The organism is Morganella morganii H1r, from assembly GCF_000633515.1.
GTDB lineage: Bacteria > Pseudomonadota > Gammaproteobacteria > Enterobacterales > Enterobacteriaceae > Morganella > Morganella morganii_B.
Genome location: NZ_AYMP01000021.1, coordinates 62,937 through 89,298 on the forward strand (window position 1 = coordinate 62,937; position 26,362 = coordinate 89,298).

Annotated in this window: 26 protein-coding genes; 7 read left to right on the plus strand and 19 right to left on the minus strand. The window is 50.9% G+C overall.

The features are described from left to right. Positions 1 to 45: 45 nt before the first annotated feature. The 14 genes from glmU to asnC all read right to left on the minus strand — a co-directional run bounded on the left by glmU (position 46) and on the right by asnC (position 12,971). Entirely contained in the window at positions 46 to 1,419 is a 1,374-nt protein-coding gene (gene glmU / locus U868_RS0113145) for a bifunctional UDP-N-acetylglucosamine diphosphorylase/glucosamine-1-phosphate N-acetyltransferase GlmU (protein WP_025153700.1), read from the minus strand. A gap of 129 nt (positions 1,420 to 1,548) precedes the next feature. Beyond that, a complete protein-coding gene (locus U868_RS0113150; RefSeq protein WP_004236731.1) occupies positions 1,549 to 1,974 on the minus strand; it encodes a F0F1 ATP synthase subunit epsilon in 426 nt (141 codons plus the stop codon). Between the two features lie 21 nt (positions 1,975 to 1,995). Further along, positions 1,996 to 3,378, minus strand: coding sequence for a F0F1 ATP synthase subunit beta (gene atpD, locus U868_RS0113155; RefSeq protein WP_004236732.1), 1,383 nt, complete (start codon positions 3,376 to 3,378; stop codon positions 1,996 to 1,998). 35 nt (positions 3,379 to 3,413) lie between these two features. Continuing rightward, positions 3,414 to 4,277: a F0F1 ATP synthase subunit gamma gene (atpG, locus tag U868_RS0113160; RefSeq protein WP_025153701.1), complete on the minus strand. Its 864-nt coding sequence runs from the start codon at positions 4,275 to 4,277 to the stop codon at positions 3,414 to 3,416. A 53-nt stretch (positions 4,278 to 4,330) separates the two neighbouring features. Next, the gene (gene atpA / locus U868_RS0113165; protein WP_025153702.1) at positions 4,331 to 5,872 is read right to left on the minus strand and encodes a F0F1 ATP synthase subunit alpha; all 1,542 of its coding nucleotides are present in this window, start codon (positions 5,870 to 5,872) and stop codon (positions 4,331 to 4,333) included. A gap of 14 nt (positions 5,873 to 5,886) precedes the next feature. Next, positions 5,887 to 6,420, minus strand: a complete 534-nt coding sequence (gene atpH, locus U868_RS0113170) for a F0F1 ATP synthase subunit delta (RefSeq protein ID WP_025153703.1) — start codon at positions 6,418 to 6,420, stop codon at positions 5,887 to 5,889. Between the two features lie 12 nt (positions 6,421 to 6,432). Further along, complete coding sequence (atpF, locus tag U868_RS0113175; RefSeq protein ID WP_024473723.1) at positions 6,433 to 6,903, minus strand: F0F1 ATP synthase subunit B; 471 nt, start codon at positions 6,901 to 6,903, stop codon at positions 6,433 to 6,435. A 58-nt stretch (positions 6,904 to 6,961) separates the two neighbouring features. Continuing rightward, positions 6,962 to 7,201, minus strand: coding sequence for a F0F1 ATP synthase subunit C (gene atpE / locus U868_RS0113180; protein WP_000429386.1), 240 nt, complete (start codon positions 7,199 to 7,201; stop codon positions 6,962 to 6,964). 48 nt (positions 7,202 to 7,249) lie between these two features. Then, entirely contained in the window at positions 7,250 to 8,074 is an 825-nt protein-coding gene (gene atpB, locus U868_RS0113185) for a F0F1 ATP synthase subunit A (RefSeq protein WP_025153704.1), read from the minus strand. A 30-nt stretch (positions 8,075 to 8,104) separates the two neighbouring features. Continuing rightward, a complete protein-coding gene (atpI, locus tag U868_RS0113190; protein WP_004236739.1) occupies positions 8,105 to 8,482 on the minus strand; it encodes a F0F1 ATP synthase subunit I in 378 nt (125 codons plus the stop codon). A 603-nt stretch (positions 8,483 to 9,085) separates the two neighbouring features. Further along, complete coding sequence (gene rsmG / locus U868_RS0113195; RefSeq protein ID WP_025153705.1) at positions 9,086 to 9,712, minus strand: 16S rRNA (guanine(527)-N(7))-methyltransferase RsmG; 627 nt, start codon at positions 9,710 to 9,712, stop codon at positions 9,086 to 9,088. 3 nt (positions 9,713 to 9,715) lie between these two features. Then, positions 9,716 to 11,605 (minus strand): tRNA uridine-5-carboxymethylaminomethyl(34) synthesis enzyme MnmG, encoded by a 1,890-nt coding sequence (mnmG, locus tag U868_RS0113200; protein ID WP_025153706.1) that lies wholly within the window; start codon positions 11,603 to 11,605, stop codon positions 9,716 to 9,718. 372 nt (positions 11,606 to 11,977) lie between these two features. Beyond that, positions 11,978 to 12,421 (minus strand): FMN-binding protein MioC, encoded by a 444-nt coding sequence (mioC, locus tag U868_RS0113205; protein WP_025153707.1) that lies wholly within the window; start codon positions 12,419 to 12,421, stop codon positions 11,978 to 11,980. A gap of 88 nt (positions 12,422 to 12,509) precedes the next feature. Further along, positions 12,510 to 12,971, minus strand: coding sequence for a transcriptional regulator AsnC (asnC, locus tag U868_RS0113210; RefSeq protein WP_025153708.1), 462 nt, complete (start codon positions 12,969 to 12,971; stop codon positions 12,510 to 12,512). Between the two features lie 163 nt (positions 12,972 to 13,134). Here asnC and asnA point away from each other — a divergent pair, with 163 nt between their 5' ends. After that, positions 13,135 to 14,127: an aspartate--ammonia ligase gene (asnA, locus tag U868_RS0113215; RefSeq protein WP_025153709.1), complete on the plus strand. Its 993-nt coding sequence runs from the start codon at positions 13,135 to 13,137 to the stop codon at positions 14,125 to 14,127. A 28-nt stretch (positions 14,128 to 14,155) separates the two neighbouring features. Here asnA and viaA read toward each other — a convergent pair whose 3' ends face one another. The 3 genes from viaA to U868_RS0113230 form a co-directional block, all read right to left on the minus strand. Next, positions 14,156 to 15,610: an ATPase RavA stimulator ViaA gene (viaA, locus tag U868_RS0113220; RefSeq protein ID WP_025153710.1), complete on the minus strand. Its 1,455-nt coding sequence runs from the start codon at positions 15,608 to 15,610 to the stop codon at positions 14,156 to 14,158. Continuing rightward, positions 15,604 to 17,115 (minus strand): ATPase RavA, encoded by a 1,512-nt coding sequence (ravA, locus tag U868_RS0113225; RefSeq protein WP_025153711.1) that lies wholly within the window; start codon positions 17,113 to 17,115, stop codon positions 15,604 to 15,606. Before ravA ends, viaA begins: the two co-directional genes overlap by 7 nt. Positions 17,116 to 17,261: 146 nt before the next feature. Beyond that, positions 17,262 to 17,837: a lytic polysaccharide monooxygenase gene (locus U868_RS0113230; RefSeq protein WP_025153712.1), complete on the minus strand. Its 576-nt coding sequence runs from the start codon at positions 17,835 to 17,837 to the stop codon at positions 17,262 to 17,264. Positions 17,838 to 18,196: 359 nt separating this feature from the next. On the opposite strand from U868_RS0113230, the gene rbsD reads away from it, so the two are divergent. The 6 genes from rbsD to rbsR all read left to right on the plus strand — a co-directional run bounded on the left by rbsD (position 18,197) and on the right by rbsR (position 24,025). Then, positions 18,197 to 18,616: a D-ribose pyranase gene (rbsD, locus tag U868_RS0113235; RefSeq protein ID WP_025153713.1), complete on the plus strand. Its 420-nt coding sequence runs from the start codon at positions 18,197 to 18,199 to the stop codon at positions 18,614 to 18,616. Positions 18,617 to 18,623: 7 nt separating this feature from the next. After that, entirely contained in the window at positions 18,624 to 20,129 is a 1,506-nt protein-coding gene (gene rbsA, locus U868_RS0113240) for a ribose ABC transporter ATP-binding protein RbsA (protein WP_025153714.1), read from the plus strand. 3 nt (positions 20,130 to 20,132) lie between these two features. Beyond that, positions 20,133 to 21,104 (plus strand): ribose ABC transporter permease, encoded by a 972-nt coding sequence (gene rbsC / locus U868_RS0113245; RefSeq protein WP_004236751.1) that lies wholly within the window; start codon positions 20,133 to 20,135, stop codon positions 21,102 to 21,104. A gap of 33 nt (positions 21,105 to 21,137) precedes the next feature. Beyond that, positions 21,138 to 22,028 carry a ribose ABC transporter substrate-binding protein RbsB gene (gene rbsB, locus U868_RS0113250; RefSeq protein ID WP_025153715.1) on the plus strand — a complete coding sequence of 297 codons (891 nt, stop codon included), beginning with the start codon at positions 21,138 to 21,140 and terminating at the stop codon, positions 22,026 to 22,028. 64 nt (positions 22,029 to 22,092) lie between these two features. Next, positions 22,093 to 23,019 carry a ribokinase gene (gene rbsK, locus U868_RS0113255; RefSeq protein ID WP_025153716.1) on the plus strand — a complete coding sequence of 309 codons (927 nt, stop codon included), beginning with the start codon at positions 22,093 to 22,095 and terminating at the stop codon, positions 23,017 to 23,019. Positions 23,020 to 23,023: 4 nt separating this feature from the next. Then, positions 23,024 to 24,025 carry a ribose operon transcriptional repressor RbsR gene (gene rbsR, locus U868_RS0113260; RefSeq protein WP_430623536.1) on the plus strand — a complete coding sequence of 334 codons (1,002 nt, stop codon included), beginning with the start codon at positions 23,024 to 23,026 and terminating at the stop codon, positions 24,023 to 24,025. Here the strand turns inward: rbsR and mdtD are convergent. Together mdtD and U868_RS0113270 are read right to left on the minus strand one after the other, a co-directional pair. After that, the gene (gene mdtD / locus U868_RS0113265; RefSeq protein WP_025153718.1) at positions 24,022 to 25,437 is read right to left on the minus strand and encodes a multidrug transporter subunit MdtD; all 1,416 of its coding nucleotides are present in this window, start codon (positions 25,435 to 25,437) and stop codon (positions 24,022 to 24,024) included. The genes rbsR and mdtD overlap by 4 nt on opposite strands. 53 nt (positions 25,438 to 25,490) lie before the next feature. Beyond that, positions 25,491 to 26,177 (minus strand): FadR/GntR family transcriptional regulator, encoded by a 687-nt coding sequence (locus U868_RS0113270; protein WP_025153719.1) that lies wholly within the window; start codon positions 26,175 to 26,177, stop codon positions 25,491 to 25,493. Between the last annotated feature and the right edge of the window lie 185 nt (positions 26,178 to 26,362).

Genomic DNA, 26,362 nt, shown 5'->3' on the forward strand with positions numbered 1-26,362 from the left:
GTTGCCGTGTCCCCGGGCTGTGTAGATATGGGGTTATTATTGTATTTACTTTTTCATTTTTACCGGGCGTTTCCAGCCGGCAATCTGGGTTTGTCTGACCCGGCTTATCACCAGTTCATTATCACCCACATCTTTTGTTACGGTTGTACCGGCACCGACAGTCGCACCTTTCCCGATAGTGACCGGTGCCACCAACTGGGTATCAGAGCCGACAAAAACCTCATCGCCGATCACGGTTTTGAATTTGTTTGCGCCATCATAATTACAGGTGATGGTTCCGGCACCGATATTCACATCGTTACCGATCTCCGCATCCCCCAGGTAGCTGAGATGTCCGGCTTTGGAGCCGATCCCCAGTGTCGCTTTCTTCATTTCAACAAAGTTGCCGACATGGGCTTTATCCGCCAGCACAGAGCCCGGACGCAGACGGGCAAACGGCCCGACAGTACAGTCGCGTGCCATTTCAGATGATTCCGCCACGGTATACGGGCTGAGCACCGAGCCGTCACCGATAACGCAATCTTTCAGCACACAACCGGCACCAATCACCACATTATTACCGAGAGTCACATTGCCTTCGATAATAACATTCACGTCAATGATGACATCTTTACCGTGTGTCAGAGTGCCGCGCAGGTCAAAACGCGCAGGATCCAGAATCATCACGCCTTCGAGTAACAGGCGATCAGCCTGTTCACGCTGATAAATACGCTCCAGCGCCGCGAGCTGAAGACGGTTATTCACCCCTTCCATTTCACTCAGTTTTTCCGGATGAGCGGTCTCAATACGACGCCCTTCCTGATGCGCAATGGCAATAATATCGGTGATATAAAATTCACCCTGCGCATTATTGTTGTTCAGTTTTGCTAACCAGCGTTTGAGATCGCCACCGTTGGCAACCAGAATACCGGTATTAATTTCGTTGATTTTCCGCTGCTCTTCAGAGGCATCTTTCTGTTCGATAATCCCGGTCACCTGACCGTTTTCGCGGATGATGCGACCGTAACCCGCCGGGTTATCCAGAATCACCGTCAGCAGACCAATGCCGCCTTCCGGTTTGACCGCCATCAGGCGTTCCAGGGTTTCAGCCGCGATCAGCGGAACATCGCCGTACAGCATCAGGATATCTTCGTCATCGGCAAAGTGAGGTGCAGCCTGCTGCATCGCATGCCCGGTTCCCAGTTGTTCTGCCTGTAAAACCCAGTTCAGATTCTGATCCGACAGCGTATTCTGTAATAAATCACCGCCGTGTCCGTAAACCAGATGCACATTCTGTGCGCCCAGTGAAAGGGCAGTATCAATCACATGCTGAACCATCGGTTTGCCTGCCAGGTGATGCAATACCTTCGGCAGTGCGGAGTACATCCGGGTACCTTTACCCGCAGCGAGAATTACCACACTTTTAGCATTCGTAGACATAAGAAATCTGATCGCTCCTCTTTTAGAGTGCCAAGTAAACCTGTTTACACACGAAAATACCACATATTTCGCAACGCAAAAAAGCCAGTCAGCGGATACTGACTGGCTTTTATATTTTAACTGCCTCGGTTACATCATCTTCTTGGCTAATTCGTCAATTACACGTAATTTTGCAATTGCTTTTGCCAGTTCGGCTGATGCCTGAGCATAATCCACGTCACCATGTGCTTTCCGGATGTTTTCTTCTGCGCGGCGTTTTGATTCCATCGCCAGTGCAGCATCCAGATCGTTTGCACGGATAGCCGTGTCCGCAAGTACGATAACGCCGTTTGGCTGTACTTCGAGCATTCCGCCTGAAAGGTAGATAAGCTCTTCTTCACCAAATTGCTTAACAATCCGTACCATGCCCGGTTTTATGGCAGTCAGCAGCGGGGTATGCATCGGGTAAATACCCAGCTCACCTTCACTGCCTGTCACCTGAATCTTCTGGACTAAGCCCTTAAATAGTTGTTTTTCGGCACTTACTACCGTCAGGTGAAACGTCATTGCAGACATATCAGCCTCCTGTCAACCGGATTAAATCTTCTTCGCTTTTTCCACAGCTTCTTCGATGGTACCCACCATGTAGAACGCCTGCTCCGGCAGATGATCGTAATCACCTTCCAGGATACCTTTAAAGCCACGGATTGTGTCTTTCAGGGAAACGAACTTACCCGGTGAACCGGTGAAGACTTCTGCCACGAAGAACGGCTGAGACAGGAAGCGCTGGATTTTACGGGCACGGGCAACAACCAGTTTATCTTCTTCTGACAGCTCATCCATCCCGAGGATTGCGATGATATCTTTCAGTTCCTGATAACGCTGGAGGATTGACTGTACGCCACGGGCAACATCATAGTGCTCCTGACCAACAACGAGCGGGTCAAGCTGACGGCTGGTGGAATCCAGCGGGTCAACCGCAGGGTAGATACCCAGAGACGCAATCTGACGGCTCAGAACGACGGTCGCATCAAGGTGGGCGAACGTGGTTGCAGGAGACGGGTCAGTTAAGTCATCCGCAGGGACGTAAACGGCCTGTACAGACGTGATAGAGCCTGTTTTGGTCGATGTGATACGTTCCTGAAGCACACCCATTTCTTCCGCCAGTGTCGGCTGGTAACCTACCGCTGAAGGCATACGGCCTAACAGCGCGGATACTTCAGTACCGGCCAGGGTATAACGGTAGATGTTATCAACGAACAGCAGTACGTCGCGGCCTTCATCACGGAATTTTTCCGCCATGGTCAGACCGGTCAGAGCAACGCGCAGACGGTTTCCCGGTGGCTCGTTCATCTGGCCGTACACGAGTGATACTTTGTCCAGAACGTTGGAGTCTGTCATTTCATGATAGAAGTCGTTACCTTCACGGGTACGCTCACCGACCCCTGCGAATACAGAGTAACCGGAGTGCTCGATCGCGATGTTACGGATCAGTTCCATCATGTTTACGGTTTTACCCACACCCGCACCACCGAACAGACCGACTTTACCACCCTTCGCGAACGGGCAGATCAGGTCCATTACTTTGATACCTGTTTCCAGCAGTTCCTGGGAGTTAGACAGTTCTTCGTATGTTGGTGCAGCACGGTGAATAGACCATTTTTCTTCTGCGCCGATGTCACCTTTCATATCGATCGGATCACCCAGAACGTTCATGATACGTCCTAAGGTTTTCACGCCGACAGGGACTTCGATCGGGTGGCCTAAATCGGTTACTTCCAGATTACGGCTCAGACCGTCAGATGTACCCATAGCGATACAACGGACAACCCCGCCGCCTAACTGCTGCTGAACTTCCAGCACCAGTTTTTCTTTACCATTTGTTACCTCAAGCGCATCGTACACTTTCGGTACTGCATCCTGAGGAAATTCGACGTCCACAACGGCGCCGATAACCTGGATGATTTTTCCAGTAGCCATCTTGAATCCTCTACGTAATTCGTAAAACCCGGGTGTTAAACCGCGGCAGCACCGGACACAATCTCGGTGAGTTCTTGTGTAATGCTTGCCTGACGCGCTTTGTTGTAAACTAAATTCAGCTCTTTGATCATGTTACCGCCGTTATCCGTTGCAGCTTTCATTGCAACCATACGGGCGGCCTGCTCACTGGCCAGGTTTTCCACAACGCCCTGGTATACCAGCGCTTCGATGTAGCGCCGTAAAAGGGAATCCAGTAACGCTTTAGGATCAGGTTCGTATAAATAATCCCAGGTTTTCTTCTTCAGGTTTTCGTCATCGCTTGGCGGTAACGGCAGAACCTGAACAATAGTCGGAACCTGAGACATGGTATTCACAAACCGGTTAGTTACAATGTACAGCTTGTCAAGACGACCTTCGTCGTAGGCCTGAAGCATGACTTTTACCGAACCGATAAGGTCAGCCAGCGAAGGTTCATCACCCATGCCGTTAACCTGAGCAACTACATTCCCGCCCACAGAGGCAAAGAATGACGCTGCTTTGGACCCGATCAGAGCCAGATCAGTCTGAACACCTTTGTCAGACCAGTCTTTCATTTCGACAATCAGCTTCTTGAACAGGTTAATGTTCAAACCACCACACAAACCACGGTCGGTAGAAACAACCAGGTACCCGACACGCTTAACCTCGCGTTCTTCGAGGTATGGATGTTTATATTCCAGATTACCCAATGCAATGTGACCAATCACACTGCGGATGGTCTCTGCATAAGGACGGCTGGCCGCCATGCGGTCCTGCGTTTTACGCATTTTGGACGCCGCGACCATTTCCATCGCTTTAGTGATCTTCTGCGTATTTTGTACGCTGGCGATCTTAGAACGTATCTCTTTTGCGCCGGCCATTTGCTCTCCTCATGAACCAGACGGCCTGTACTGTTCACACAGGCCGTTTAGTATTACCAGGACTGAGTTGCCTTGAAGGTATCGAGCACGTTTTTCAACTTCGCTTCGATATCATCGTTATAGCTACCCGTCTGGTCGATTTCTTTCAGAAGATCAGCATGTTCACGAGTGGCGTAGCCAATCAGAGCAGCTTCAAACGGCACGACTTTCGAAATTTCGATATCTTCCAGGTAACCACGCTCAGCTGCATACAGTGACAGAGACTGTTGTGCCACTGACATTGGTGCATACTGTTTCTGCTTCAGCAACTCGGTAACTTTCTGACCGTGGTCAAGCTGTTTACGGGTTGCATCATCAAGGTCAGATGCGAACTGTGAGAACGCCGCCAGTTCACGATACTGTGCCAGAGCGGTACGGATACCACCGGACAGTTTTTTCATGATCTTGGTCTGTGCTGCACCACCCACACGGGATACGGAGATCCCCGGGTTAACTGCAGGACGGATACCGGCGTTGAACAGCGCGGATTCCAGGAAGATCTGACCATCAGTGATGGAGATAACGTTAGTCGGAACGAACGCTGATACGTCCCCTGCCTGAGTTTCGATGATTGGCAGCGCGGTCAGAGAACCGGTTTTGCCTTTCACTTCACCCTTGGTAAACGCTTCCACATATTCCGCGTTAACACGCGCAGCACGTTCCAGCAGACGGGAGTGCAGATAGAAAACGTCACCAGGATATGCTTCACGTCCGGGCGGACGACGGAGCAGCAGGGAGATCTGACGGTAAGCAACCGCTTGTTTTGACAGGTCATCATAAATGATTAACGCGTCTTCACCGCGGTCACGGAAGTATTCACCCATTGCACAACCGGAATACGGCGCCAGGTATTGCAGTGCCGCAGATTCAGACGCACTCGCGACCACAACAATCGTGTTGGCCAGCGCATTGTGCTCTTCTAATTTACGGACAACGTTAGCAATAGTGGACGCTTTCTGACCAATTGCGACGTAAATACATTTGATGCCGGAATCACGCTGGTTGATGATTGCATCGATTGCCAGTGCGGTTTTACCGGTCTGACGGTCACCGATGACCAGCTCACGCTGACCACGGCCGATCGGAATCATCGCATCGACAGACTTATAACCGGTCTGTACAGGCTGATCAACGGACTGACGGTCGATAACACCCGGTGCGATAACTTCGACAGGTGAGAAACCATCGTGCTCAACCTGGCCTTTACCATCGATAGGCTCACCCAGGGTGTTGACCACACGGCCTAACAGGCCACGGCCAACCGGCACTTCCAGAATACGACCGGTACATTTGACTTTCATGCCTTCTGCCAGGTCGGCATAAGGACCCATCACAACCGCACCAACAGAGTCGCGCTCCAGGTTCAGTGCGATAGCATAACGGTTGCCCGGCAGAGAGATCATCTCACCCTGCATAACTTCGGCTAAACCGTGGATACGAATGATACCGTCGTTGACGGAGACAATCGTACCTTCGTTGTGAGCTTCACTCACGACATTGAACTGAGCAATGCGCTGCTTGATCAGTTCGCTGATTTCGGTGGAATTCAGTTGCATATGCTCCAGTCCCCTTAAGACTGCAAGACGTCGGTTAAACGCTCGAGTCGATTGCGAATGCTGTTGTCGATGACAAGGTCACCGGCGCGCAATACAAACCCCGCGATAACTGACTTATCAATTTTGCAATTCAGCTTAACTTTGCGTGACAGACGTTTTTCCATCGCTGCAGAAATTTTCGCCAGCTGCTGTTCATTGAGTTCGCCGGCTGAAGTGACTTCAACCTCAACGGTTGACTCCAGCGCAGCCCGCAGTGTTGCGAACTGACGGCTAACTTCCGGCAGGGTCACTAAGCGACCATTCTCAGCCATGATACGAACCAGGTTCTGCACATGCTCGTCAATCTGCTCACCGCAAACAGTGATAAACGCCTGAGCCAGGGTTTCCGGAGCAAAAGAACCGGAAATCAGATCTTCGATCTGCTCATTGCGTGTCACTTCCGCAGTAAATGCCAGCATGTTCTGCCATTTTTCAACGGCCTGGTTTTCCACAGCAAAGTCAAAAGCTGCTTTGGCGTAGGGGCGAGCTACAGTAACGATTTCTGACATGCCCCATCCTCCTTACAGTTCAGCGACAAGTTTATCAACGATGTCGCTGTTAGCAGCTTCATCCACGGAACGTTCAATAATTTTCTCGGCACCCGCGACAGCTAAAATGGCGACCTGTTTACGTAACTCTTCACGGGCACGTTTGCGTTCGGCGTCAATTTCCGCCTGCGCCTGTGCTACGATTTTGCTACGTTCAACTTCCGCTTCTGCTTTTGCCTCATCGATGATCTGAGCGCGTTGTTTATTCGCTTGATCGATCAGGGCAGATGCTTCCGCTTTCGCTTTTTTCATTTGGTCGGTCGCATTGGCTTGCGCTAAGTCCAGGTCCTTTTTAGCACGTTCTGCGGAAGATAAACCGTCAGCAATTTCTTTCTGACGTTTTTCGATGGCCGCCATGATCGGTGGCCATACATACTTCATACAGAACAAAACAAACAGGACAAACGCGATGGCCTGGCCGAGGATTGTTGCGTTAAGATTCACAGCACAATACCTCTTTATCTAATTGAGTTGATGTAAATATCCGGGAGTGGCCGTATCACTACGCAACCGCAAACATTACATACAAGCCCAGACCTACAGCAATCATCGGGATGGCGTCAACCAGACCCATTACGATGAAGAACTGAGTACGCAGCAGAGGGATTAAATCCGGCTGGCGTGCAGCGCCTTCTAAAAATTTCCCACCGAGGATGCCGATACCGATCGCAGCACCGATAGCCGCCAGGCCCATCATTACAGCGGCAGCCATGTACAGCAGATCCATATTCAGGTTTTCCATGACAGTCTCCAGTTTGTTTCAGTTAAATCACAGTTATTGGTAATAAAATTAATGCTCTTCAGACGCCATCGACAGATAGACGATCGTCAGAACCATGAAAATAAAGGCTTGTAACGTAATAATCAGTATGTGGAAAATCGCCCACGGAAGGCTCAGTAACCATTGTGACCACCACGGTAGCAGACCTGCAATAAGAATGAAGATCAGCTCACCTGCATACATGTTCCCAAACAGTCGCAGACCGAGGGAAACAGGTTTTGACAGCAGGCTTACCCCTTCCAGAATCAGGTTGACAGGAATGAATAACGGATGGTTAAAAGGCTGTAATGTCAGCTCTTTTGCAAATCCTTTCACGCCTTTCATCTTGAAGCTGTAAAAGAGGATAAGAACGAATACACCAATCGCCATCGACAGTGTGATACTTACGTCTGCAGTCGGAACGATACGCAGCGCAGGTAAACCGAGGATGTGTTCACCGATATACGGAATGAAGTCGATTGGTAATAAGTCCAGTGCGTTCATCAGCAGCACCCACACGAACACAGTTAATGCGAGAGGTGCAATAACTTTGCTCTTGCCGTGATACATATCACGGACGTTGCTGTCAACGAAGCCGATAAGCATTTCTACCGCAGTCTGAAATTTCCCGGGAACGCCACTTGTCGCTTTCTTTGCCACCCTTCTGAAAAGCCATAAAAAGAAAATACCTAATACGACTGAGAAGAAAAGGGAGTCAATGTTCAGCGTCCAAAAAGATGGAGTCGCGTTCGCATGGGGATTGACCAGCTCGAAAGTATTCAGGTCCAGCTGAAGGTTATTCAGGTGGCCACTGATATACTCTTTTGTGGTTAAACTTTCTCCTGATGCAGACATGATGCCTCTTACCCTTTGTTGTTAAAACCGCTAACCGCTTAGCACGGCCGGTGCGATAATCTGCACGAAAAGCACCGCTAAATAGGTCAAGACCAGTGGTGCAACTGCCGCTTTAAACACTCCTAAAGCAATCATCAGTATCGCTATCGCGAAGATAACTTTAAACCCTTCCCCAACCACAAAAAACCATGCAATCCGGTACGACTGCGGTTCCTCATGCGCTTTCTGCCGGTTACTGATCAGCAAAAAAATCGCATTCGGTATCCATGCGGCAACTCCCCCGGCCAGCGCGGAAGCACCCCATTCGATACTTTTTATGCAAAAAAGCGCACTAAGAACAACAAACGTCATAAACTGCAAAAACAACAGTTTTTTGGTCAATTTTCCGTTGAAAAGGGAGACAGACATGACATTTAGTTTCTCCGTGTGCACCTTCCGGGGTCAGGCTTACTGAGTGATGTATAAAACTGCCTTTGAGCGAGAGTGTCAAGAGACAAAAACGAGCAAATTATACGGGCAGCCAGATTGTTTTCAATCAATAAGTAGCGAAAAAGTGAATAAAAATTTAATTTCTTTGTCGCCACCACAAATCGTACAAAAAATAGAGTTTACCCTACCTCAGAATACGACGTACAACTCATTTCTGAAACGTGACAAAAATCACATAACATAAAATACATTAGTTGAATTAACATTTTATAGCGATCAACCGCTGTAAAAATAGCAATATCAATCAACCAGTTAATTAAAAAAATAAATATTTAACTGATATTTACAGATTAATTTTAAATAAAATAAATATTTTTGAAATAATACGTTGTCAGTAAAAACGATCCGGCATGAAATTTTTCGCAGATAAACTTACCGGAAAGTAATCAATCAGCCGTTGTCATTTTGTAAAGGCCCCGTTACGCATTTTATTTTCATCTCCGGAAAAACAAAGGGACGGTGCAGAAAATGCGCTGACTCCGTCCCCTTAAAAATATTTCTGTTTTTTGACGTACCGCAAACTCAGTTTGCTTTAAGAATGACCAAATGACGCTGTTCATCCAGTTTTGGCACAACCAGTTTTTCGATACTGACGAGAGAAATGCCTTCCGGTAACCGGGTCAGTTCCTCTTCCGGGACACTGCCTTTCAGTGCAAAAAAGCGTCCGGTTTCCGGTACCGGCAATTGATGACACCAGCTGAGCATATCGTCCAGTGAAGCAAATGCACGACTGATAACTCCGTCAAATGGTTCACCCTGATACTCTTCCACACGGCTCTGAACCGGTTCGATGTTGGTCAGCCCCAGTTCATGCTGAACCTGTTTCAGGAAGCGCACACGCTTGCCCAGGCTGTCGAGCAGGACAAAGTGAGACTCCGGGCGGACAATCGCCAGCGGCACGCCGGGAAGCCCGGGACCGGTCCCGACATCAATAAACCGGCTGCCGGTCAGATGCGGCTCCACCACGATACTGTCCATGATATGACGCACCAGCATCTGTTCCGGCTGGCGGACAGAGGTCAGGTTATAGGCTTTATTCCATTTGTGGAGCATCTCCACATAACCGGTCAGCTGCTGTTTCTGCTGATCGGTCAGGCAGATATCCGCACTGCGCAGCAGTACGGTAAGTTGTTGCTGTAAATCACTCATCCGTTACGCACTCCGCCGCAGAAGGCCCTGCTTTTTCAGCCAGACCAGCAGGATAGAGATAGCCGCCGGTGTGATACCGGAGATCCGCGATGCCTGGCCGATCGAGGTCGGTTTGTGGTCGTTGAGTTTTGCCACCACTTCGTTAGACAGCCCGCTCACCTGTTTGTAATCGAGATCAACAGGCAGTGTGGCGTTCTCATTACGCAGCTGACGCTGAATTTCATCCTGCTGACGGGAGATATACCCTTCGTATTTCACCTGTATTTCCACCTGCTGTGCTGCTGCCGGTGAATCAACCCCCGGTGCGAAATCACTCAGGGTCATCAGCCGGTTATAATCCATCTCCGGACGGCGCAGAAGATCTTCCCCGGTCGCTTCTTTGGACAGCGGTGTGTTCAGGATCGCGTTGATCTCTTTCACGCTTTCGGATTGCGGGTGGACGCGGATATCTTTCAGGCGCTGACGCTCTTTCTCGATCAGCTCCATTTTTTCACTGAAGTGTGCCCAGCGTGCGTCATCCACCAGCCCCAGTTCACGGCCGGTTTCGGTCAGACGGGCGTCTGCGTTGTCTTCACGCAGCATCAGACGGTATTCCGCCCGTGAGGTAAACATCCGGTACGGTTCTTTGGTGCCGAGTGTGCACAGGTCGTCCACCAGCACGCCGATATACGCCTGGTCACGGCGCGGGAACCAGCCTTCCTGATCCGCAGAATACCGGGCAGCGTTCAGACCGGCCAGCAGCCCCTGGGCAGCCGCTTCTTCGTAACCGGTGGTGCCGTTGATTTGTCCGGCAAAAAACAGGCCGTGCAGGTATTTGCTTTCCAGAGTCTGTTTCAGGTCGCGCGGGTCAAAGAAATCATACTCGATGGCATAACCCGGACGCATAATCCGTGCGTTTTCCATGCCTCTCATCGAGTGAACAATCTGCATCTGCACATCAAACGGTAAGCTGGTGGAGATACCGTTCGGATAAATTTCATTGCTGGTCAGCCCTTCCGGTTCCAGGAAGATCTGATGCTGGTTACGATCCGCAAAGCGCATCACTTTGTCTTCGATGGACGGGCAGTAACGCGGGCCGATCCCTTCGATCACACCGGCGTACATCGGGCTGCGATCGAGGTTATTGCGGATCACTTCATGGGTTTTTTCATTGGTGTAAGTGATATGGCACGGCATCTGTTCAGGATGCTCATCCGCACTGCCCATGAAGGAGAATACCGGCATCGGGTTGTCACCAAATTGTGGTGTCAGCTGAGCAAAATCGATGGTCCGGGCGTCAATACGCGGCGGTGTCCCTGTTTTCAGGCGACCGACACGCAGCGGCAGTTCCCGCAGACGGTGTGACAGGGAGACGGACGGCGGATCACCGGCACGACCGCCGCTGTAGTTTTCCAGTCCGATGTGAATTTTTCCGTCCAGGAATGTCCCGACCGTCAGTACCACCGATTTGGCTCTGAATTTCAGTCCCATGCGGGTCACTGCACCGGTAACGGTATCATTTTCAACGATAAGATCTTCAACCGGCTGCTGGAAAATCATCAGGTTAGGCTGGTTTTCCAGTGCGGTGCGCACAGCCAGACGGTAAAGTACACGGTCAGCCTGCGCACGGGTGGCATGCACTGCCGGCCCTTTGCTGGCATTCAGGGTTCTGAACTGAATACCGGCACGGTCAGTGGCATGTGCCATCAGTCCGCCGAGTGCATCGATCTCTTTAACCAGATGTCCCTTACCGATCCCACCGATAGCAGGGTTACAGGACATCTGACCCAGAGTGTCGATATTGTGAGTCAGTAAAAGTGTTTGACGGCCCATACGTGCCGCTGCCATTGCAGCTTCAGTACCGGCGTGGCCACCGCCGATAACAATGACGTCAAAATGATCCGGATAAAACATGTTAAACCTTCATTACAAAATGCAGTAGCGCATCGGGGGAGAGAATATAACTCAACTCTTGCCGTCTGACCATGAGCGGTAAAGACGCAGGTAATTATATAAAGATCTTTTTATTTAAAGATCTCTTTATTAGATCTTTTATTAGGATCGCGATCCTCTGTGGATAAGTGTTAAATCCCCATAAAGATCATAAAACTGTAAAGGATCATTTCCTGTGAAGTACCGTTGATCCTGTTCAGTATAAGCTGGGATCAAAACGGGTACTTATTCACAGGGCCTGACGGAGAGTGATCTTATACAGTGAATAACTACGGGTTGATCGCAAGTTGATCCCTGAGTTATCCACAGTTGATCGCTGTTTTTATCAGCAAATCAGAGTAAATTTTTCCATTCTTCGATCCAGATCTCAGCCGGATCTTCAGGAATGTCGTGTTTCTGGATATCTATTTCGAGTGACTGACCGATTTTTTTCGCACCCAGAGAGGTGAGCAGGGCATCCAGTGTACGGACTGCACCACAGAAGGTGTCATATTCACTGCTGCCGATCCCGATGGCACCGTAACGGACGGAACTGAGATCAGGCTGCTGCTCACGCAGGGCATCAGCAAACGGCTGTATATTTTCGGGGAGATCACCGGCACCGTGAGTGGAGGTGACAATTAACCAGGTACTGTCCTGCTGCGGTACATCGTCCGCTTCCGGTCCGTGCTGCACATCTGTGGTGAAACCGGCGCTTTCCAGAATTTCGGCAACATGCTCAGCAACATATTCTGCGCTGCCCATGGTACTGCCGGTAATGAGAGTAACTGTAGTCATGGTGATCCCCTGCTGTAAAGAGCCACTATTGTACGCTGTGAAACAGCTGGGATCTACCTGTGGATAATGTGGTTATAAGAATTTTTTCTTACGGGCGGATCGTCCGTATGATCGGGTTCTGTAAGGAGATCAGGGTTTCAGTGGACTGTATCTCATCAATACTCTGGATCTTGTTGATAAGTACGTCCTGCAACGATTCTATTGTTTTGCACATCACCTTTATAAAGATGCTGTACTGCCCTGTGGTGTAATAGACTTCCACCACTTCATCCAGCTTATCGAGTTTCTTGAGCGCGGCCGGGTAATCTTTGGCGCTTTTCAGGATGATGCCGATAAAGCAGGTCACATCAAATCCCAGATGTTTTTCACTGATATCCACCCTGGTACCGGTGATGATACCCGCCTGCTTCATTTTCTCGACCCTGACATGGATCGTACCGGGACTGACGGCAAATTTTTTCGCTAATTCAGCGTAAGGTGTGCGGGCATTTGCCATTAAAGCGTGAAGTATGTCACGGTCCAGATTGTCGATCTGATAAATTTCGGCCATTTTATGCCCCTTAAATTAACGAAAATTCATTTTTAGCATCATAAAAATGAATTTTATAAATAGCAAAGGGTATTTTTGCTAAGAGATATTGAATTTATACCCCATTCTGTTGCTTAATCTATCTCACAGGCAATACATGTTCCGCATATCAAGGATTATTATCATGGAAAAATCATTCATCCGACAGCAGCAGCAAATCAGCTTCGTGAAGTCTTACTTCTCACGTCTGCTGGAAAAACAACTGGGTCTTATTGAAGTCCAGGGGCCAATCTTAAGCCGCGTGGGTGATGGTACTCAGGATAATTTATCCGGCAGCGAGAAAGCGGTTCAGGTGAAAGTTAAATCATTGCCGGGCTCAACCTTTGAAGTCGTGCATTCACTGGCTAAATGGAAACGCAAAACGTTAGGGCGTTTTGATTTTCAGCCGGGTCAGGGTCTGTACACCGACATGAAAGCGTTGCGTCCTGATGAGGATCTCTTAACCTCAATCCATTCTGTCTATGTTGATCAGTGGGATTGGGAAAAAGTGATGGCAGATGAGGAGCGTACGCTGCCTTATCTGAAGCAGACAGTAAGTAAAATATATCAGACAATAAAAGAAACAGAACTTGCAGTAAGTAAGGAATTTGGTCTGACACCGTTCCTGCCGGACCAAATTCATTTTATTCACTCTGAAGAGCTGCTTGCGCGTTACCCGGACCTGGATGCCAAAGGTCGTGAACGTGCCATCACGAAAGAACTGGGTGCCGTATTCTTAATCGGTATCGGTGGTAAATTATCTCATGGTGAGTACCATGATGTCCGTGCACCGGATTATGATGACTGGACTACTGAGAACAGTGACGGCTACAAAGGGCTGAACGGGGATATCCTCGTGTGGAACCCGGTACTGCAGGATGCGTTCGAGTTATCCTCAATGGGGATCCGTGTCGACCCGGTCACCCTGGCACGTCAGCTGGATCTGACCGGTCAGCAGGTGCGGATGGAGCTGGACTGGCACAAATCGCTGGCAGCCGGTGAAATGCCGCAGACGATCGGCGGCGGGATCGGCCAGTCACGTCTGGTGATGTTACTGCTTCAGCGCAGCCATATCGGCCAGGTACAATGCAGTGTGTGGGCACCGGAAGTACGCGAAACCATCACTGATATGCTGTAATACACTGCTGTACGGTGAGCCCGGAGGCTCACCGTCTGAAACGGCGCAGCAGACGATTTTTTAAGCCGGTATCAAAACGCCAGATGTGATCAAAAATCCGCATGATACCGGGCTTTCCGTAATGGGACAGGGCTACCGCATGGAAGCGGTGTTTCCCCTGCTGCTGTGAACGTTTTACCTGCTTTATCACGTCATCCGGCAGCCGCTGGGCAATAAAGTCAGACATCACCACCACATCCGCATCACGCCACTGCGGCGTTTCCAGCCGTTTTGCCGCTTCTGTCAGACAGGACGCCAGGTCTGTTCCGCCTTTAAAACTCTGAAGCAGAAAGCGGGTCATCTGTTCTATACCGTCCGGGCCGAGAAAATCATAATGCACCTGTCCGGTGGAAAAGAGCATGACATGGCACTGCCGGTTATCGGCCATAGCGATTTTGACCAGCGCGAGACAAAACGCTTTGGCGCAGCGCTCATTAAAACCGCCCATCGAGCCGGAAGTATCGATACAGATAATGAAGGGGCCGCGCGGCTGTTTTTCATCTTTATGATGAACGATCGGCCGCATCACCTGCCGCTCCTGCCAGTGATCGCCCTGTAACCGGTAGGTGTATAACTGTTTCTCTGCCAGCTTACGGTAAAATTCCAGCTCCAGACCGCTGATACCGAGTAATGCCAGTTCGGCGGGCAGAAGACGCAGCACATCATCACTCAGCCCGACCCCGCTGACCTCTTCCGGGGTCTGATCCGGCACCAGTTCGGTAATGGTGACCGGCTCTGTCACCGCACTGTCCTGAGGAACGGATTTTGCCGTCTGGCTGCGCCCCAGCAGTGAGGCCAGTTTTTCCAGTTCCGGCTGCGATTTTAAAAATTCGCTGTAACGCAGCAGGAGATCGTCAGCCGGGCCGGGGGACTTCAGTGATCCTTTCGCCAGATCCCATAACTTACCGGAAGCCTGCTCATTTTCACTGATCAGCGGATCAAGATTGCCGCTCAGTGCCAGATGCTGCTGAAGTTCGGCAAGAAGCTGTTCTTTTTCCTGCTCCAGGATCTCTTTGTGATAGGTGGTGACCTGTAAAATCAGGCTGATACGCCAGCGCTGATTGAATAATATCTGATGGGAGGTGGTTTCCTGCTCATCTCTGTGCAGGCGGTGTGCTTCCGGCGAGAACGGCGAGTTTATGTCCTCCAGCGCTTTGAGGATTTCCGGCAGCAGGCGGTAAAATTCTGTCCGGTCTGCGGCGGTGCTCTGCTGGTAAAGACGGAACTCATCTGCCAGTGCCGCCGGAACCAGCGCCTCTTTCACCCGTTCTTCCAGTGATTTCCGCCATGACGGCATATCGGTCAGCACCGCACGGCGTAACCGCGGGTGTTTTTCAAAAAACCAGGCCAGCTGCGGAGCAGCCAGCAGTGTCAGCAGGATCTCCTCAATGAGTTCCCCTTCATTAACCGCTAATGCCAGATCCAGTGCCGAAAGACTTAACACGGGGTGCTGCTCATTTGCTGCGCCAGTTTATCGAGGCGTTCTGCCACCGGCAGAAAGCTTTCCTCTATCTGCGCAATCCAGTCATCACTGACAAACAGTGCCGGCTGATGCTGTGCAAACAGCTGACGCTGCTGTACCAGTGTCTGGCGTATCACTGAAAGCTTATCCAGCCAGATTTGCTTCTGTGCTTCTGTCATCCGGCTTTCGGTACCCGCCGGGAACAGGGTGCTGCTGCGCAGACTGACATCACGCAGTTCCAGAAGGCCGTTATCATTTACGGCGGCGGATACAGACTGGGTAAAGCCGATGCCGTTGAGTTTTGCCGCAATGTTCCCTCCTTTATCAAAGAAGGTATCAAAGGCACTGCGCTCAATAGTCACATGAGTGACTGTCATATCATGTAATGTCAGCGGGCTATGTAAAAAGAGGGTGACCGGGCCGGGCGGCAGTGTATCCGGCAGAGTGTAACTGACTTTGCGCCCGAAACGGGCACTGCTGCGGATGACACTGAAGGCATCCCGCTGTTGCTGAGTCTGCGTTTCCAGTATCCATTCCTGATAGTATTTTTCCAGTTTCAGTAACAGGCTGCGCTGCTGATAGGCCTGCTCACACATCAGTTGTGTCAGCAGTTGCGGAACAGATTTCAGTGAGGCGGAATCATGCCACAGGCAATCTTTCAGCAAAATCAGATCAAGAGGCGTGATACTGCTGTGGTCGTTAAAAAACGCACTGGCCTGTAACAGCCGCAGTGCCTTTTTCCAGCGCCGGTCTGAGATATACGGCGCGTTATCCAGCCGCTCAATCTGCTGACGGAGCTGATAAATCAGTTCAAATATCTGATCAGTCAGCACAACACGGTCAATTTCTTCCTGCCACTGATGATATTCCTCATCCGTAACCTGCAGATGTGCGGGGATCTGCTCATCCGATGCCCCCGGTGTGCTGATGAGCATGGCGCGGAAGCTTTGCTTTTCCTGTAATTTATCCAGCCATAAGCGGATCAGCATCCGGTCATAGAGGGCTTCCAGGCTGCTGTCGTTGTCCGGCAGTTCGTTGGAGGCGGCCACCAGCAGCCGCATCGGAATAGGGCTTTCGCTGTCACCGTTGCGGTATTTGCGTTCGTTAATTGCTGTCAGCAGGGTATTGAGGATAGCGGGACCCGCTTTCCAGATTTCGTCGAGAAACACGATTTCCGCATCCGGCAGGTATCCCTGCGTGATGCGCTGATACTTCCCTTCATCTTTCAGTGCCGCAATCGAGAGCGGGCCGAAGATCTCCTCCGGGGTGGAGAAGCGGGTCATCAGATACTCAAAGGCACGGGCGTCACTGAAAATCAGTTTCATGCGCCGTGCAATCATACTTTTGGCAATTCCCGGCGGGCCGAGCAGAAAAACACTTTCCCCGCTGAGGGTGGCCAGTAAGCAGAGCCGGATGGCGTGCTGTCGTTCATACAGCCCGGATTCCAGATGGCGGCTCAGCCGGGCGATACGTTCAGAACGTTGCATGGGACTCCCGTGAATTTACTGATGCAGTTTCTGCGTTTATAAACTAAAAAAGCTACCGCGTTTACTGCGTAAAATCACGTTTCTTCTGTTTTTCGATTTTTTTATGGTAAAAAAGCTGCCGGTATATATCCCGGCAGCTGATGTGATTAGTTAAAATCGGCGTCAATAACCTGGTAAAAGCTGTTAGGGGTATCGGCTATTTCCCATACGGCATAAATTATTTGATAGCCCTTTCGTTCCGGCACTTCACACTGATGAGTTACGGTGTATGGCGGAACACTGCCGTGGTCTTCAAAATAACAGAATGGTTCAGATTCAAACGGTTCTCTGTTTAGTGGTACCTCCTGGTTCCAGTCTGGTTTTGTTATATAGTATCGCCAGTTTCTGGTTGAGTGTGCTGCGGTAATTTTCCATTCAAAATCCATTTTCCCTGGTTTTACTTTTTCCTTAAACCAAATATCGCCGATCATATCCAGCGGAATAAAGCGTTCAATATTTCCGCTGGCAAGATGACCATCAGGCGGGAATTTTCCGCCGGGAAACCCTGAAAGCGCTTCAATACTCTGAGGTTCCCATTGTGCAGATGCGCACATTTGTGGATTATTTTTCTTTAACTGGCAATTTGCGGCCCGGCTGGCAGGTTTGGTGACAAATCCATGAGCAAGAACGGATGCTGAAAACAGGCTGGCCAATACTGCGGTAATAATGATGTGCTTTTTCATAAAAAACTCCGGTTATATGTACCAGAGCAACATAACAATATATTGATATATCCCTGAATATCAAAAGTTATCCATTCTTATTTGAATAATATACTTATATATCATATTGTTACGGTGGTTTAATATATTTCGGGTGTCATTCAGGATGCAGACTGACGGATGACGGCGTTAACAGTTTTTTTATTTTATTTATTGAATCCATTCAGCTGTAACTCATTCAATCAGTTAGCTTTTTTATTTAACACATTATTAAGCGAAACGTTTCGATCACCATCACACTTTTTATGGATGAATATTGAGTTTTCCGGTATTTTTCCTACCATAGTTTAAAAGCGAAACGTTTCGCTCAGGAGGATTTTATGAAGAAAGGGGCTTTACTGAACAGTGATGTCTCGGCGGTTATCGCGCGTCTGGGTCATACCGACCATATTACTGTTGCTGATGCCGGGCTGCCGATCCCGCCCGCCACACCACGTATTGATCTGGCATTAACCCGGGGCGTGCCTGATTTTATGTCGGTGTTTAAAGTTATCACGCAGGAGATGCAGGTCGAAGCCGCACTGATGGCGGAAGATATCCAGACACATAACAGTGAGCTGCATGATGCGATTGTGGCACATCTGAAAGCGCTGGAATTACAGCAGGGTAATGTGATTCAGATTCAGTATGTGACTCATGCCTCTTTCAAGTTACAGACACAAAACAGCCGTGCCGTGATCCGGACCGGTGAGTGCACACCGTTTGCCAATGTGATGCTGTTCTCCGGCGTGACATTCTGAGGTGTCTATGGAACCGTTACTTGAACTCAAAGGTATCGATAAAGCGTTCCCGGGTGTGAAAGCGTTATCCGGTGCCGCCCTTCGGGTTTATCCCGGCAGAGTGATGGCGCTGGTCGGAGAGAACGGCGCCGGTAAATCCACCATGATGAAAGTGCTGACAGGGATCTATAAAAAAGATGCCGGTCAGATTCTGTTTCTGGGGCAGGAGCGTCAGTTTACGGGGCCAAAGTCGTCACAGGAAGCCGGTATCGGGATTATCCATCAGGAACTGAACCTGATCCCGGAACTGACAATTGCAGAAAACATTTTCCTCGGCCGCGAGTTTACCGGTCGTTTCGGCAACATTGACTGGAAAAAGATGTACGCCGAAGCGGATAAGTTACTGGCCCGTCTGAATCTTGCTTACAGCAGTCACCGGCTGGTGGCGGAACTGTCCATCGGCGATCAGCAGATGGTGGAAATCGCCAAGGTGCTCAGTTTTGAGTCGAAAGTCATCATTATGGATGAACCGACAGATGCTCTGACGGACACTGAAACCGAATCGCTCTTCAGTGTGATCCGCGAACTGCGTGAGCAGGGCTGCGGGATTGTCTATATCTCTCACCGCCTGAAAGAGATTTTTGAGATTTGTGATGATGTGACGGTGTTCCGCGACGGCCAGTTTATCGGTGAAAAACCGGTGTCTGACCTGACTGAGGATACCCTGATTGAAATGATGGTCGGGCGTAAGCTGGAAGATCAGTATCCGCGTCTGAATCTGCCGCGCGGCAAAGAAAAGCTGGTGGTGAAAAATCTGTGCGGCCGTGATGTGCATGATGTCAGTTTCACGCTGCATGAGAATGAAATTCTCGGCGTTTCCGGGCTGATGGGCGCCGGGCGTACCGAACTGATGAAAATCATTTACGGCGCGATGGCAAAAACCGGCGGAACGGTAGAAATGGACGGCAAAGTCTGTCAGATAAACTCGCCGAAAGCCGGGCTGAATAATGGCATCGTGTATATCTCCGAAGACCGTAAACGTGATGGTCTGGTGCTGGGGATGTCAGTAAAAGAGAACATGTCTCTGACGGCACTGCCGTATTTCAGCAGCAAAACCGGACGCCTTAATCATAAAGAAGAACATCTGACCGTCAGCGATTTTATTCAGCTGTTCAATATCAAAACCCCGGGCATGGATCAGATCATCGGTTTCTTATCCGGCGGTAATCAGCAGAAAGTGGCGATCGCCCGCGGTCTGATGACGCGGCCGAAAGTTCTGATCCTCGACGAACCGACACGCGGTGTGGATGTCGGGGCGAAGAAAGAGATTTATCAGCTGATCAACAAATTTAAACAGGAAGGCCTGAGTATCATCCTTATTTCATCGGAAATGCCGGAAGTGATGGGGATGAGTGACCGGATTCTGGTCATGCACGAAGGACGGATAAGCGGGGAGTTTGCCGCGGAAAACGTTACTCAGGAAGCATTAATGGCCGCCGCAGTCGGCAAACAATATGGCGCAGGGCAGGAGTAAGATATGCGTACAGATTCAACCCCGGCGTCAAAACGCTGGTTTTCCAAAGAATGGCTGCTTGAGCAGAAATCACTGATAGCACTGCTGATCCTGATTGTGATTGTCTCCATGATCAGCCCGAACTTTTTTACCCTGAATAACCTGTTCAATATTCTCCAGCAGACCTCTGTGAACGCCATTATGGCGGTGGGGATGACGCTGGTGATCCTGACCTCCGGGATTGACCTGTCTGTCGGCTCACTGCTGGCTCTGACCGGTGCGGTGGCGGCCTCCATGGTGGGAGCGGATGTTAACGCCATTGTTGCGGTCGCCGGTGCGCTGGCATTGGGCGCGGCTATCGGCGGTGTGACCGGGGTGATTGTCGCGAAAGGGAAAGTGCAGGCTTTTATCGCCACGCTGGTGATGATGCTGTTACTGCGCGGTGTGACCCGTGTGTATACCGACGGCAGTCCGATCAGTACCGGATTCAGTGATAACGCCGATGTGTTCAGCTGGTTTGGTATCGGTCGTCTGTTCGGCATCCCGGCACCGGTATGGCTGATGATTGTCGTTTTCGCGGCGGCCTGGTATCTGCTGCATCACACCCGTCTGGGGCGTTATATCTATGCGCTGGGCGGTAATGAATCCGCAACCCGCCTGTCCGGTATTAATGTCGATAAAATCAAAATCATTGTTTACGCCCTCTGTGGTCTGCTGGCGGCATTAGCCAGTGTGATTGAAGTGGCGCGTTTATCGTCCGCACAGCCGATGGCCGGTAACGGTTATGAGCTCGATGCGATTGCGGCGGTGGTACTCGGCGGCACCAGTCTCGCCGGGGGTAAAGGCCGTATTATGGGCACCCTGATCGGGGCGCTGATTTTAGGTTTTCTGAACAACGCGCTGAATCTGCTGGGGATCTCCTCCAACTACCAGATGATTGTCAAAGCGGTTGTGATTTTGCTGGCTGTACTCGTTGATAATAAAAGCAGTAAATAATCCACTTACCCGAATCCTGCAAGGAACTGAAACATGAAACTGAAAAAGATTGCGACCCTTTTCTCCGTTGTTGCACTGAGCGCCACAATCAGCGCCAATGCACTGGCAAAAGAGTCCATTGCCCTGGTGATCTCCACACTGAATAACCCGTTCTTTGTCACCATGAAAGACAGTGCGCAGAAAGAAGCGGATAAACTCGGTTACGACCTGGTGGTTCTGGATTCTATGGATAACCCGGCAAAAGAACTGGCTAACGTGCAGGATCTGACCGTGAAAGGCACCAAACTGATGCTGATTAACCCGACAGACTCTGATGCGGTCGGTAATGCCGTGATCCTGGCCAACAAAGCCAATATCCCGGTAATCACCCTGGATCGCGTTGCCGCCAAAGGTGATGTGGTCAGCCACGTTGCCTCTGATAACGTCCTCGGCGGCAAACTGGCCGGTGATTTTATCGCCCGTAAAACCGGCGCGGATGCCAAAGTTATTCAGCTGGAAGGTATCACCGGGACTTCAGCTTCCCGTGAGCGCGGTGAAGGTTTCAAACAGGCGGTTGCCGAACATAAAATGAATGTGCTGGCCAGCCAGCCGGCAGATTTTGACCGTACCAAAGGTCTGAACGTTATGCAGAACCTGCTGACTGCACATCCGGCTGTTCAGGCGGTATTTGCCCAGAACGATGAAATGGCATTAGGTGCGCAGCGTGCATTGCAGACTGCAGGCCGTGATGATGTGCTGGTGGTCGGCTTCGACGGCACAGCTGACGGCATCAAAGCCGTGAAAGGCGGCAAACTGGGTGCAACCGTGGCACAGCGTCCTGACCAGATCGGTATCATCGGTATTCAGACCGCCGATAAAGTCCTGAAAGGCGAAAAAATCGACAAAACCATTCCGGTTGAGTTAGAACTGATTGTAAAAGACTAACGATATCAGCCTCCCCGGTACACCGTGCCGGGGAGTATTGTCAGTAATAAAGGAAATAAAGGTAATGACAACATCCCGTCTGACCGTTCTCGGCAGTATTAATGTCGATCATATTATGAATATTGCACAGTTCCCGGCACCCGGCGAAACGGTGATCGGTAAGCAATATCAGACAGCCTTCGGCGGCAAAGGCGCGAACCAGGCGGTGGCCTGCGGACGCAGCGGTGCTGATATTACCTTTATTGCCTGTGTGGGGGATGATGCTATCGGCGCGGAAATCCTGGCACAGTTGCAGCGCGATCGTATTCACACCGCCGCAGTCAGCGTGGTACCGGAAGCGACCACCGGCGTGGCGATGATCTTTGTGAATGAAGACGGTGAAAACGTCATCGGCATCAGTGCCGGTGCCAATGCTGCGCTGACACCGGCACATTTTGCACCTTATAAAGGGCTTGTTGAACAATCCGATGCCCTGCTGATGCAGCTGGAATCCCCGCTGGAAACCGTGATCGCCGCCGCGCAGGCTGCAAAAAATCATCAGACCAGAGTGATCCTCAATCCGGCCCCGGCGCGGGAATTACCGGACAGCCTGCTGAAGCTGGTGGACGTTATCACCCCGAATGAAACCGAAGCGGAAAAGCTGACCGGTATTTCTGTCAGTGATGAAGCCGGCGCAGCCAACGCGGCGCAGGTACTGCACGATAAAGGCATTGAACAGGTTCTGATCACGCTGGGCAGCCGGGGTGTCTGGCTGAGTGTTAACGGTGAAGGCCGCCGGATCCCCGGCTTTAACGTTAATGCGGTGGATACCATTGCAGCCGGTGATACCTTTAACGGCGCGTATGTCACGGCGCTGCTGGAAGGAAAACCGGCAGATGACGCGGTGCGTTTTGCCCATGCCGCCGCCGCGATCGCCGTCACCCGCCGGGGGGCGCAGCCATCGGTGCCGTGGCGCCGTGAAATTGATGCTTTCCTTGCGGAGCGTGGTTAAGACTGTGGCGACGATGAAAGACGTGGCGCGGCTGGCGGGGGTATCCACCTCGACAGTCTCCCATGTCATCAACAATAACCGTTTTGTCAGTGACGGCGTGCGCAAGAAAGTAAATAATGCCATTACCGAACTGAACTACGCGCCGTCTGCACTTGCGCGCAGCCTGAAAATGAACCGTACAAACACCATCGGAATGCTGGTGACCACCAGTAATAACCCGTTTTATGCGGAAGTCGTCCGCGGCGTGGAGCGCAGTTGTTATGAACGCGGCTACAGCCTGATCCTCTGTAATACCGAAGGGGATCACAAACGGATGAACAGCAGCCTGGAAACACTGCTGCAAAAGCGGGTGGATGGCCTGCTGCTGATGTGTACAGAGATAAAAGGCCCGTCAGCGGAGGTGTTCAGCCGCTATCCCCGGCTGCCGATGGTGATGATGGACTGGTCGCCGTTTGCGTTCGGCGGGGATGTGATTCAGGACAACTCTTTCCTCGGCGGCGAAATTGCCACCCGTCATCTGATCGAAAACGGTTTTACCCGGATTGCCTGTATTGCCGGGCCGCTGGATAAATCACCGGCGAAATCCCGTCTGGACGGTTTTTACCGCGCAATGGCGCAGGCCGGTCTGAATGTGCCGCCGGAGTATGTGCTGGAAAGTGATTTTGAATTCAGCGGCGGTTTCAGCGCCATGAATCAGCTGCTTTCTCTGCCGGTGCCGCCGCAGGCGGTATTTGCCGGTAACGATGCGATGGCAGTCGGTGCTTATCAGGCTATCTGGCAGAAAGGGTTGCGTATCCCGCATGATATTGCGGTTATCGGTTACGATGATATCGACCTGGCGGCATTCCTTACCCCGCCGCTGACCACCATTCACCAGCCGAAAGATGAGCTGGGTAAACTGGCGGTGGATAAACTTCTGCGCCGCATGGACGACGCAGACGCACCTTCTGATTCACTGGTGCTGACCCCGGCGCTGATAAACCGGGGCTCTGTTATCTGCCGTTAAGGTGAGGCGGGACTGTCTGAGGGGCGGGTTTTCTTCTTGATCATATTCCGCCCGTCAGTCCGGCTCAGGAACAGGAACACAAACGCTGACAGAATCGTCATCACCCCGACCGTCACAAAAGTGGCGTGGAAATTATCAACGATTGACCCCCAATCCTGAGACTCAAAATAGCGTAATACAGACGCACTCACCGCAATCCCGAAACTGATAGAAAGCTGCTGGGTCACGGCCAGCACACTGTTACCGGAACTGGCATTGTGCTCGGTCAGATCTGCGAGGGTAATGGTATTCATCGCGGTGAACTGGGTCGACATCGCCATCCCGAGAATAAACAGCGGCAGCACCAGCAGGTAAATCGACATTCCCGGTGACTGGAAATAGAAGGATGAAATGATTGCGCCGATCACCAGAGTGACCGCAAATAATGTCAGGCGATAACCGTAGCGGCGCAGAATCTGTGTGACCGCCGATTTTGCCAGAATAGAGCCGATAGCCGTCGGTGCCATCATCATCCCGGCCACCACAGCCGGATAACCAAAACCGACCTGTAACATCAGCGGCATCAGAAACGGAATACAGCCGGTGCCCAGCCGTGTGGCCACGTTACCGGCGATCCCGACACTGAATGTCCGTGTACGGAACAGGCTCAGCGGGATAATCGGGGCGGAAATACGGCGGGCGTGCAGGGCATAGAAGGTCAGCAGCGCAAAACCGCTGCCCATCACCAGGAACGGCGTTGCCGCTGCCAGGGCATTATCCCCGAACAGATCCAGACTGACAGAAACAGAGACCAGCCCGGCACCAAGCAGGGCAAAGCCTAATGTATCAAACCGGCGCTTCGGCATGGTGAAATCGGGCATATGGCGGATGGCGTAGATAATCCCCAGAATCCCGATAGGTATATTAATGATAAAAATCCAGTGCCAGGTGGCGTAAGTCACCAGGATCCCGCCGAGCAGCGGCCCCAGCACCGGGCCGACTAAGCCCGGAATGGTGACAAAGTTGAGAATCGGCAGCAGCTCGCTGCGCGGATAAGCCCGCAGCAGTGCCAGCCGGGCCACCGGCATCATCATTGCCCCGCCTATCCCCTGAATAATCCGTGACACCACCAGGAATGGCAGATTGGGTGAAAAGGCACATAATAAAGAACCGAGGGAAAACAGAATCACCGCGATAATAAATATCCGGCGGGTGCCGAAGCGGTCTGCCAGCCACCCGCTGACCGGGATCAGCAGCGCCACTGTCAGAGTGTAACTGATAACAGCGGACTGCATCGCCAGCGGAGAGTGATTCAGGCTTTTGGCAATATCCGGCAGAGCGGTGTTCAGAATGGTGGCATCGAGCGCCTGCATAAAGAACGCCATTGCGGCAATCCACGGCAGGCCCGCCATATTCCGGGCTGTTTTAAACATGTTTTCCCTTAATGCATTATCTCAGAATGGTCAGTAGTGTAACTATTACATATTCACACTTTACTCAACAACACCTGACATGCCTGACGGGCACGTTCTCCGTTCCCGTCGATAATGGCATCCACAATCTCCTTGTGGAGATCAATCTCAATAACCTGATTGGTGGTGATGGATTCAAAAAAGTTGTGATACACAAAATCAAATAAATTCGCGAAAGAGGAAAAGAACGGATTTCCGCACGCCTGATAAATAAGGTGGTGGAAACGGTGATCAACCGCTATCCATTTATCCCGCTCAAAATGCGCGGATAATAAAGTCATCTCTTTTAACAGAAACGAGAGTGACTGTTTCTGGTCTTTTCCGGCATTCATGGCGGCCAGTGCGCAGGCCTGGGGTTCAATCGCGGCGCGCAGCTCGCGGAAATATTTCAGTACCTGCCGGTGGTCTCCGCTGCTCAGCCACCATTTTATAAAGTCATGATCGAGAAAATTCCAGCTTATCACCGGCATCACCCGGGTACCGATGCGCGGGCGCGGTAAGACCATCCCTTTCGCCGCCAGCATTTTTACTGCCTCACGGACCGCTGTCCTGCTTACCCCGAACTGCTCCGCCAACTCAATCTCTCCCGGCAGAATAGACTCCGGCGGATACTTGCCGGATAAAATCTGTTGTCCCAGCTTTTCAGCCAGAAGATAAGACAGATTTTTTTGTGACGCATTGAGTTGTTCTGAAAACTGCATTCTGATTCCTTGGCGTGATGCATAAACAAAGCGGGATAATGATATATAAGACGCATTATGGGCATATTAATGACAAAACAGGCGAATAAAAGCTCAAATATACATGTTTTGTCTAAAAAAAACGCGAACAAACATTTTTTTCAAATAAACACTTGCGTGATCTCAGCGAGTGTCTATAATGCGCC

Coding starts and splice junctions, on each gene's coding strand:
- glmU (WP_025153700.1), bottom strand. CDS start 1,419: ATGTCTACGAATGCTAAAAGTGTGGTAATTCTCGCTGCGGGTAAAGGT.
- U868_RS0113150 (WP_004236731.1), bottom strand. CDS start 1,974: ATGTCTGCAATGACGTTTCACCTGACGGTAGTAAGTGCCGAAAAACAA.
- atpD (WP_004236732.1), bottom strand. CDS start 3,378: ATGGCTACTGGAAAAATCATCCAGGTTATCGGCGCCGTTGTGGACGTC.
- atpG (WP_025153701.1), bottom strand. CDS start 4,277: ATGGCCGGCGCAAAAGAGATACGTTCTAAGATCGCCAGCGTACAAAAT.
- atpA (WP_025153702.1), bottom strand. CDS start 5,872: ATGCAACTGAATTCCACCGAAATCAGCGAACTGATCAAGCAGCGCATT.
- atpH (WP_025153703.1), bottom strand. CDS start 6,420: ATGTCAGAAATCGTTACTGTAGCTCGCCCCTACGCCAAAGCAGCTTTT.
- atpE (WP_000429386.1), bottom strand. CDS start 7,201: ATGGAAAACCTGAATATGGATCTGCTGTACATGGCTGCCGCTGTAATG.
- atpB (WP_025153704.1), bottom strand. CDS start 8,074: ATGTCTGCATCAGGAGAAAGTTTAACCACAAAAGAGTATATCAGTGGC.
- atpI (WP_004236739.1), bottom strand. CDS start 8,482: ATGTCTGTCTCCCTTTTCAACGGAAAATTGACCAAAAAACTGTTGTTT.
- rsmG (WP_025153705.1), bottom strand. CDS start 9,712: ATGAGTGATTTACAGCAACAACTTACCGTACTGCTGCGCAGTGCGGAT.
- mnmG (WP_025153706.1), bottom strand. CDS start 11,605: ATGTTTTATCCGGATCATTTTGACGTCATTGTTATCGGCGGTGGCCAC.
- mioC (WP_025153707.1), bottom strand. CDS start 12,421: ATGACTACAGTTACTCTCATTACCGGCAGTACCATGGGCAGCGCAGAA.
- asnC (WP_025153708.1), bottom strand. CDS start 12,971: ATGGCCGAAATTTATCAGATCGACAATCTGGACCGTGACATACTTCAC.
- asnA (WP_025153709.1), top strand. CDS start 13,135: ATGGAAAAATCATTCATCCGACAGCAGCAGCAAATCAGCTTCGTGAAG.
- ravA (WP_025153711.1), bottom strand. CDS start 17,115: ATGCAACGTTCTGAACGTATCGCCCGGCTGAGCCGCCATCTGGAATCC.
- U868_RS0113230 (WP_025153712.1), bottom strand. CDS start 17,837: ATGAAAAAGCACATCATTATTACCGCAGTATTGGCCAGCCTGTTTTCA.
- rbsD (WP_025153713.1), top strand. CDS start 18,197: ATGAAGAAAGGGGCTTTACTGAACAGTGATGTCTCGGCGGTTATCGCG.
- rbsA (WP_025153714.1), top strand. CDS start 18,624: ATGGAACCGTTACTTGAACTCAAAGGTATCGATAAAGCGTTCCCGGGT.
- rbsC (WP_004236751.1), top strand. CDS start 20,133: ATGCGTACAGATTCAACCCCGGCGTCAAAACGCTGGTTTTCCAAAGAA.
- rbsB (WP_025153715.1), top strand. CDS start 21,138: ATGAAACTGAAAAAGATTGCGACCCTTTTCTCCGTTGTTGCACTGAGC.
- rbsK (WP_025153716.1), top strand. CDS start 22,093: ATGACAACATCCCGTCTGACCGTTCTCGGCAGTATTAATGTCGATCAT.
- mdtD (WP_025153718.1), bottom strand. CDS start 25,437: ATGTTTAAAACAGCCCGGAATATGGCGGGCCTGCCGTGGATTGCCGCA.
- U868_RS0113270 (WP_025153719.1), bottom strand. CDS start 26,177: ATGCAGTTTTCAGAACAACTCAATGCGTCACAAAAAAATCTGTCTTAT.